This window comes from Pseudonocardia sp. SID8383 (assembly GCF_009864975.1).
GTDB classification, from domain to species: domain Bacteria; phylum Actinomycetota; class Actinomycetes; order Mycobacteriales; family Pseudonocardiaceae; genus Pseudonocardia; species Pseudonocardia alni.
Window position 1 is genome coordinate 1 of record NZ_WWFY01000684.1, and the last position, 6,847, is coordinate 6,847.

The 6,847-nt window shown below is 74.0% G+C and carries 6 protein-coding genes and 1 pseudogene; all 7 read right to left on the reverse strand.

Annotated features, from left to right (window positions below):
* Positions 1–217, reverse strand: a pseudogene (locus GTW08_RS16645) (hypothetical protein); the annotation flags it as partial.
* Positions 218–280: 63 nt separating this feature from the next.
* The gene (locus GTW08_RS16650; protein ID WP_337826090.1) at positions 281–3,187 is read right to left on the reverse strand and encodes a DEAD/DEAH box helicase; all 2,907 of its coding nucleotides are present in this window, start codon (positions 3,185–3,187) and stop codon (positions 281–283) included.
* A 73-nt stretch (positions 3,188–3,260) separates the two neighbouring features.
* Positions 3,261–4,007: a UMP kinase gene (gene pyrH, locus GTW08_RS16655; protein WP_062395067.1), complete on the reverse strand. Its 747-nt coding sequence runs from the start codon at positions 4,005–4,007 to the stop codon at positions 3,261–3,263.
* Positions 4,008–4,110: 103 nt separating this feature from the next.
* A complete protein-coding gene (tatC, locus tag GTW08_RS16660; protein ID WP_083658259.1) occupies positions 4,111–5,154 on the reverse strand; it encodes a twin-arginine translocase subunit TatC in 1,044 nt (347 codons plus the stop codon).
* 13 nt (positions 5,155–5,167) lie between these two features.
* Positions 5,168–5,461, reverse strand: a complete 294-nt coding sequence (gene tatA / locus GTW08_RS16665) for a Sec-independent protein translocase subunit TatA (RefSeq protein WP_073574847.1) — start codon at positions 5,459–5,461, stop codon at positions 5,168–5,170.
* Positions 5,462–5,622: 161 nt separating this feature from the next.
* The gene (locus tag GTW08_RS16670; protein ID WP_073574846.1) at positions 5,623–6,654 is read right to left on the reverse strand and encodes a helix-turn-helix transcriptional regulator; all 1,032 of its coding nucleotides are present in this window, start codon (positions 6,652–6,654) and stop codon (positions 5,623–5,625) included.
* The coding region (locus tag GTW08_RS16675; RefSeq protein WP_161152197.1) for a WYL domain-containing protein at positions 6,651–6,847 on the reverse strand (197 nt) is incomplete at its 5' end. The genes GTW08_RS16675 and GTW08_RS16670, both read right to left, overlap by 4 nt.

Genomic DNA, 6,847 nt, shown 5'->3' on the forward strand with positions numbered 1-6,847 from the left:
GCGGGACGGCGTCCCAGCCGCCGGTGCCCTGCACGGGTGCGCCGCCGGCGCCGGGGGCGGCCCAGCCGTCGCGGTCGTCGCGGTCGGGGGACCAGGCTCCGGTGGTCTCGGGGTCGGCGCCCCACCCGCCGGGCGGTGGCGTGCCCCAGGCGGGGATCTCCCCGGTCCGCTCCGCGGCATCCTCGGGATGCCGGTCCGGTCCCTGCGGGTTGTTCATCGCCTACTCGTCCGCCCGTCTCTCTCGTCGTGCCGTCGTGACTGCTGGTGCTGCTCGTGACTGCTACTGCATACCGGCCGCGACCACGCCGCGCCGGACCGCACCGGAGGCCCGGTGGGCCGCCTTGCCGACCGCGCTCGACCGCCCGGCGACCCCGGCGATCTGGTCGAGCAGGTCGAGGACCTGCCGGGTCCAGCGTACGAAGTCGCCCGCGGACAGCTCGTGCCCGTTCCGTTCGGCGGCCTCCAGGACCTGTGCCAGGGACTCGCCGCGCGCCCACCGGTGCATCGGCCAGGCGAAGGCCAGGTCGGGTGCGCGGGTGCGTTCGGCCTTGTGCCGGCGCTGGTCGGCGTCGAGCTCCTCCCACAGCCGCACGGTCCGCTCCAGCGCGTCGGACACCGGGCCGGTGGGCAGCCGCGGCATCGGTGCGTCGTCGCGGCGGGACTCGTAGACCAGCGCCGAGACCACCGCGGCCAGTTCGTCGGGCTCCAGGCCCTCCCACGCGCCGTGCCGCAGGCACTCGGCGGCCAGCAGGTCCGACTCGCCCCACAGCCGGGCCAGGACCCGGCCGTGTGCGGTGATCTCCTCCTCGCCGGGCTCGGCCTCCCCTGCCGGGACGAGGTAGCCGCGCTCGGCGAGCAGCGCCCGGATCCGGTCGAACGCCCGGGCCAACGAGTGCGTCGTGGCCCGCACCTTCTGCCGCAGCGTCTCGGTCTCCCGCTCCAGCCTCGCGTGCCGCTCCGCCCAGCGGGCGTGCGCCTCGCGGTCGTCGCAGCCGTGGCAGGGGTGCGCGCGCAGGGCGCGGCGCAGTGTCGACAGCTCCGGGTCGTCCTGCACCCCGGGCCGGCGACGACGCCCGAGGGCGCGCCCCTCCCCCAGCCGGGAGGCACGCAGCGAGGAGGCCAGGTCCCGGCGGACCTGCGGGGACCGGTGCTCGACCCGCTTCGGCAGCGTGATCCGGCCCAGCACCTCTACCGCGTCCGGGAAGTCCGCCGCCGACAACCGTCCCGCCCAGCGGTCCTCGGTGCACACCAGCGGCCGGACCTCGGCGTCGCGGCCCGCGGCCGACAGCGCCCCGATCCCCGGGTCGAGCACCACGGCGATCCCGGCGCGCTTGCCCGAGGGCACCGCGATCACGTCGCCGGGGCGCAGCTCGCGCAGCGACGCCGAGGCCTCGTCGCGGGCGGCGACGGTGTTCTGGCGGCGCAGCGACTTCTCCCGGTCGGCGATGCGCCTACGCAGGTCGGCGTACTCGGCGAAGTCGCCGAGGTGGCAGCTCATCGCCTCCCGGTAGCCGTCCAGGGCCTCGGTGTTGCGGTCGATCCGCCGGGCCAGCCCGACCACCGACCGGTCCGCCTGGAACTGCCCGAAGGAGCGTTCCAGCAGCTCGCGGGCGGCGTCGGTGCCCAGGCGCCCGACCAGGTTGACCGACATGTTGTAGACCGGCCGGAACGAGCTGCGCAGCGGGTAGGTGCGGGTGGAGGCCAGCCCGCCGACCTGCTCCGGGTCCATGCCGGGTGCCCACAGCACGACGGCGTGGCCCTCGACGTCGATGCCGCGCCGCCCGGCTCGCCCGGTGAGCTGGGTGTACTCGCCGGGGGTGAGGTCGACGTGGGCCTCGCCGTTGTACTTGACCAACCGCTCCAGCACGACGGTGCGGGCGGGCATGTTGATGCCCAGCGCCAGGGTCTCGGTGGCGAACACGCAGCGCACCAGGCCGGCGACGAACAGCTCCTCGACGGTCTCCTTGAACGCCGGCAGCAGCCCGGCGTGGTGGGCGGCGACGCCGCGTTCGAGGGCCTCGCGCCACTCCCAGTACCCGAGCACGCCGAGGTCGGCCTGCGGTAGGTCGCCGGTGTGCTTCTCGACGATCCGGCGGATCTCGTCGACCTCCTCGGGCACGGTCAGGCGCACCCCGGCCCGCACGCACTGGCCGACCGCGGCGTCGCAGCCGGCGCGGGAGAAGACGAACGTGATCGCGGGCAGCAGCCCCTCGCGGTCGAGCCGGTCGATCACCTGCACCCGCGACGGCGGCCGGAACCCACCGCGCGACGGGCCGCCCCCGCGCGGCCCCCGCCCGACGACGGCCGTGGAGTCGGTCTTCCCGCCCCGGGTGCGGCCGCGCTGCGGACCACCCCGGCCGCGCGGCCCGCGGTCGCCCGCCCGGTCCGAGCCTCGTGAGGTGGTGAAGTCCCGCCGGGCCATCTCGCGGGTGTAGCGGACCAGCTCCGGGTCGACGACGACCTCACCGGGCCCGCCGGGGGTGCTCCGCTCACCGAACATGTCGAACAGCCGGTTCCCGACCATCATGTGCTGCCACAGCGGCACCGGGCGGTGCTCGTCGACCACCACGCGGGTGTCGCCGCGGACCTCGACCAGCCAGTCACCGAACTCCTCGGCGTTGCTGACCGTGGCCGAGAGCCCGACGACCGCGACGTGTTCGGGCAGCTGGAGGATGACCTCCTCCCATACCGCGCCGCGGAACCGGTCGGCCAGGTAGTGGATCTCGTCCATCACCACGTAGCCGAGGTGGTCCAGCCGCCGGTTCGCCGCCTTGTCGGAGTCGGCGTAGATCATGTTGCGGAGCACCTCGGTGGTCATCACGACCACCTGGGCATCACCGTTCACCGCGGTGTCACCGGTGAGCAGGCCGACCGCGTCCGCGCCGTAGCGGGCGACCAGGTCGGCGTACTTCTGATTGGACAGCGCCTTGATCGGCGTGGTGTAGAAGCACTTGCGGCCCTCGGACAGGGCCAGGTGCACGGCGAACTCACCCGCGACGGTCTTGCCGGCGCCGGTGGGCGCACAGAGCAGGACGCCGTGGCCGTCCTCCAGTGCCTCGCACGCCTCGCGCTGGAACGGGTCCAGGTCGAAGGGCATCAGACCGGTGAACTCGGCCAGCCGCGGATAGGCGGCGCGGGCCTTCGCCGCCGCGTACGCGGCGGCCGGGTCGGCGGCGGAACCATTCACGGCCCCAGGCTGTCACACGGCACCGACACCCTGCTCCGTCACAGGGTGAGCCGGGCCACGTGGCACCGCCGGGCTACTCCGGGTGGGCGAACTCCGCCTCGACGATGTCGGGGTTGATCTCCGTGCCGTGGTGCTCACCACGGCAGATCGCGGCCATCAGGCCGTCCTTCTCGATGTCGAACACGTGCAGCGGCAGGCCGTGGTCGCGGGCCAGGATGAACGCGGTCTGGTCCATCACGGCCAGCCGGCGCGACAGCACCTCGTCGTAGGGCAGGCGCTCGTAGCGGCGCGCGTCGGGGTTGGTGCGCGGGTCGGTGTCGTAGACGCCGTCGGTGCCGTGCTTGGCCACCAGCAGCGCGTCCGCGCCGATCTCCAGGGCGCGCTGCACGCTCGGGTAGTCGGTGGTGATGAACGGCTGCCCGTTGCCGCCGGAGAAGATCAGGATCGCGTCCTTCTCCAGGTGCCGCTTGGCGCGCAGCCGCAGGAACGGCTCGGCGACGGCGTTGATCGGGATCGCCGTCATGACGCGGACGTTCTCCTCACCACCCGCGGAGAGCTTGCCGCGCAGCAGGAGACCGTTGATCACGGTGCCGAGCATGCCGATGTTGTCGGCCTCGACGCGGTCGATCCCCCAGGTCTCGGAGCGGTTGCCGCGGAACACGTTCCCGCCGCCGACGACGACCGCGACCTGCACCCCCAGCGCACGCATCTGCCGGATCTGGTCGGCGAGGTGGGACAGGGCCTGCGCGGAGAACCCGAAGCCGTCGGCACCGGCCATCGCCTGTCCGCTGAGCTTGATGACCACCCGGTTGTACTTCATCTGTCCCGACCCGCTCCTCAGTGCCGCCCGACCCGATCCGGTGGGCAAGCCTACGGAGCCGTGCCGGACGGGGCCGCGGGGGGATCCGCGGCACCGGCCCCGGTCAGGTGATGTCGTCGTAGCGGGGCGGCTCGGGGGCGGTCCCGTTCGTCCCGGCACCCCCGGTGCGGCCGTTCCCCGCACCCGCGGTGCCGCGGTCCGGGGCGACGACGGGGGCCCGGGTGGTCGACACCGGCGCGGGGGGTTCGAGCCGGGACGGCCCCTCGAGCGGCGACGGCGTGGTGTCCAGCGGCGAGGGCTCGTCCGGGTCCAGGGAGTCCCAGCCCTCGGCGGCGCGGCGGCGGGCCCGGCGGCGGTCGGTGATCCGGCAGACCTGGATGGCGCCCTCGAACAGCAGCGTCAGCGCGAACGCCAGCGCCAGCATCGAGATCGGGTCCTGGCCGGGCGTGGCGATCGCGGCGAAGCAGAACAGCCCGAAGATCAGACCGCGCCGGGAGCGGCGGAGCAGGTCGTAGGACACGACCCCGGCCGCGTTGAGCGCGACGACCAGCAGCGGGATCAGGAAGCTGACCCCGAAGATGACGATCAGATTCACGACCAGCGAGAAGTACGACGTGCCGGTCAGCGCCGTCGTCTGGATCTCGCTACCGATGGTCAGCAGGAAGCCGAGCGCCTGCGGGATGATCAGGTAGGCGAGCACCGCGCCGGCGACGAACAGCACCGCGGCCACCGAGACGAAGCCCAGCGCGTAGCGGCGCTCCTTCCTCAGCAGGCCCGGGGTGATGAAGCCCCACAGCTGGTAGAGCCAGATCGGGCAGGCCAGGATCACCCCGGCCGTCGCCCCGACCTTCAGGCGCAGCATGAACTGGTCGAACGGGGTGGTGCCGAGCAGGGTGCAGGCGTTCGGGTCGGCCGTCAGCGACGCGCGCGCCGAGGGCGGCAGCGAGCAGTACGGCTCCTTGAGCAGCTCACCCAGGCTCGGGAAACCGAAGAACGAGACCTCGAACCAGATGTAGCCGAACACCGTCGTCACCACGATCGCGGCGAGCGAGATGCCGAGCCGGTTGCGCAGCTCGTAGAGGTGCTCGATCAGGGTCATGGTCCCGTCGGGGTTGAGCCTGCGCTTCCGACGGAACGGTGCCTTCACGGGATGGAGTGCCTCAGGCGGTCGGACCGGCGGGCCGGTCGGTGGCCTGTGCCGGCGGCTGCTGCGGCGTCTGCTGCGGGGCCGGGGCGGTCTGCTGCGGCGCCGGTGCGGCGGCGGGCAGCTCCTGGGCGGGCTTGGGCTCCTCGGCCTGCCGGCTGCGGGCGTCGTCGTCCTTGAGGCCCTTCATCTCACCCTTGAACACGCGGGCGGACTGACCGACCGACCGCGCCATCTCGGGCAGCTTCTTCGCGCCGAACAGCAGGAGCAGAACGGCGATGATGATCAGCCACTCGTAGCCACCGGGCATGGGTCCACCTCGCGTCGATCGGGCCGGGTCGACACCGAGTGTAGACACGGGCGAATCGGTCGCCCGGTCCCCCCGTCCTGGGACGTGGCTCCGGTCACCCGGTGTTCATGCCGTCGTCGCCATCCTGTCGCATTCCCCCTCCCGGGGGGGGTCGGTGTGACTCAGGGTGATGCGTCGGCGATCCGGAGGGCCTCGCGGGCCCGTTCGCGCACCGCCGTCGCCAGCTCCGTGGGCTCGACGATGCGGGCCGCGCCGCCGAGCCCCAGCACCAGGCGGACCAGCCAGTCGTCGTCGGCGAAGCGGAGCAGCACCCGCAGCCGGTCGTCGCCGCCCGCCGCGGCGGGCACCGGGTCCGGCGCGCCGGGCGGCGGGTCGCCCTCGACCAGCTCACCGGCGCCGGTGCGCACCTCGTCGACCGGGTAGTACTCGGCGACCCAGTGCGCGTCCGGGCCGAGTTCCAGGACCGCGTACCGGTGCTCGGCGCGCGGACTGAACAGCCCGTGCGAGACGTCGACGGGCCGGGCCTCGGGATGGGCGCGGGCCGGTTCGTCGAGCTCCTCGGCCTGCTCCACCCGGTCCAGGCGGAACATCCGCACGTCCTCGGCGCGGCGGCACCACGCCTCCAGGTAGCCGCGCCCGCCGCTGACCACCAGCCGCATCGGGTCGACGTCGCGGCGGGACACCGCGTCACGACCGGCGGTGAAGTAGACGATGCGCAGCGCGCGCCCGCGGTCGAGCGCCCGGCGCACGACCGCGGTGGTGTCGCGCTCGCCGATCCCGGGCTCGACGGTGACCAGACCGCCCGGACCGGCCGCCTCCCCCACCGCGGCCTCGACCTTCGCGATGGCCCGCCCGACGGCGTCGGAGTCGACCACCCCGGCGGTCTGGTGCAGCATCCGCAGCGCCACGAGCAGCGCGGTCGCCTCGGTGGTGGTCAGGCGCAGCGGCCGGGTCAGCCCGGCGTCGAAGACGACGTCGACGGTGTCCCCGGCGAAGGACAGGTCGACCAGGTCACCCGGCCCGTAACCGGGCAGCCCGCACATCCACAGCAGCTCCAGGTCCTTGCGCAGCTGCCGCTCGTCGACGCCGAAGTCCGCGGCGGCCTCGGCGACCGGTACCCCGGGGTGCGCCCGCAGGTAGGGCACCAGCGACAGCAGCCGGGGCAGGCGCTGGGCGACGCCCTGGCGGCTCACGTGCGGGTCCTGAGGGCATCGGCACCGAGCGCGGCCTCCCACAGCTCGCGCACCGCGCGGGCCAGCTCCGGCGGGTCGAGGACGGCGACGTCCGGGCCGTGCCCGGCCAGCCACCGCGCGACGGTGCCCCGGTCGCGCAGGTCCAGCTCCATCTCCACGCCCGGCCGTCCGGCGTGTTCGCGTGGCCCGCGCT

Bases quoted from the DNA above. Each gene is read 5' to 3' on its own strand.
- pyrH (WP_062395067.1), bottom strand. From the start codon at position 4,007: ATGAAGTACAACCGGGTGGTCATCAAGCTCAGCGGACAGGCGATGGCC.
- tatA (WP_073574847.1), bottom strand. From the start codon at position 5,461: ATGCCCGGTGGCTACGAGTGGCTGATCATCATCGCCGTTCTGCTCCTG.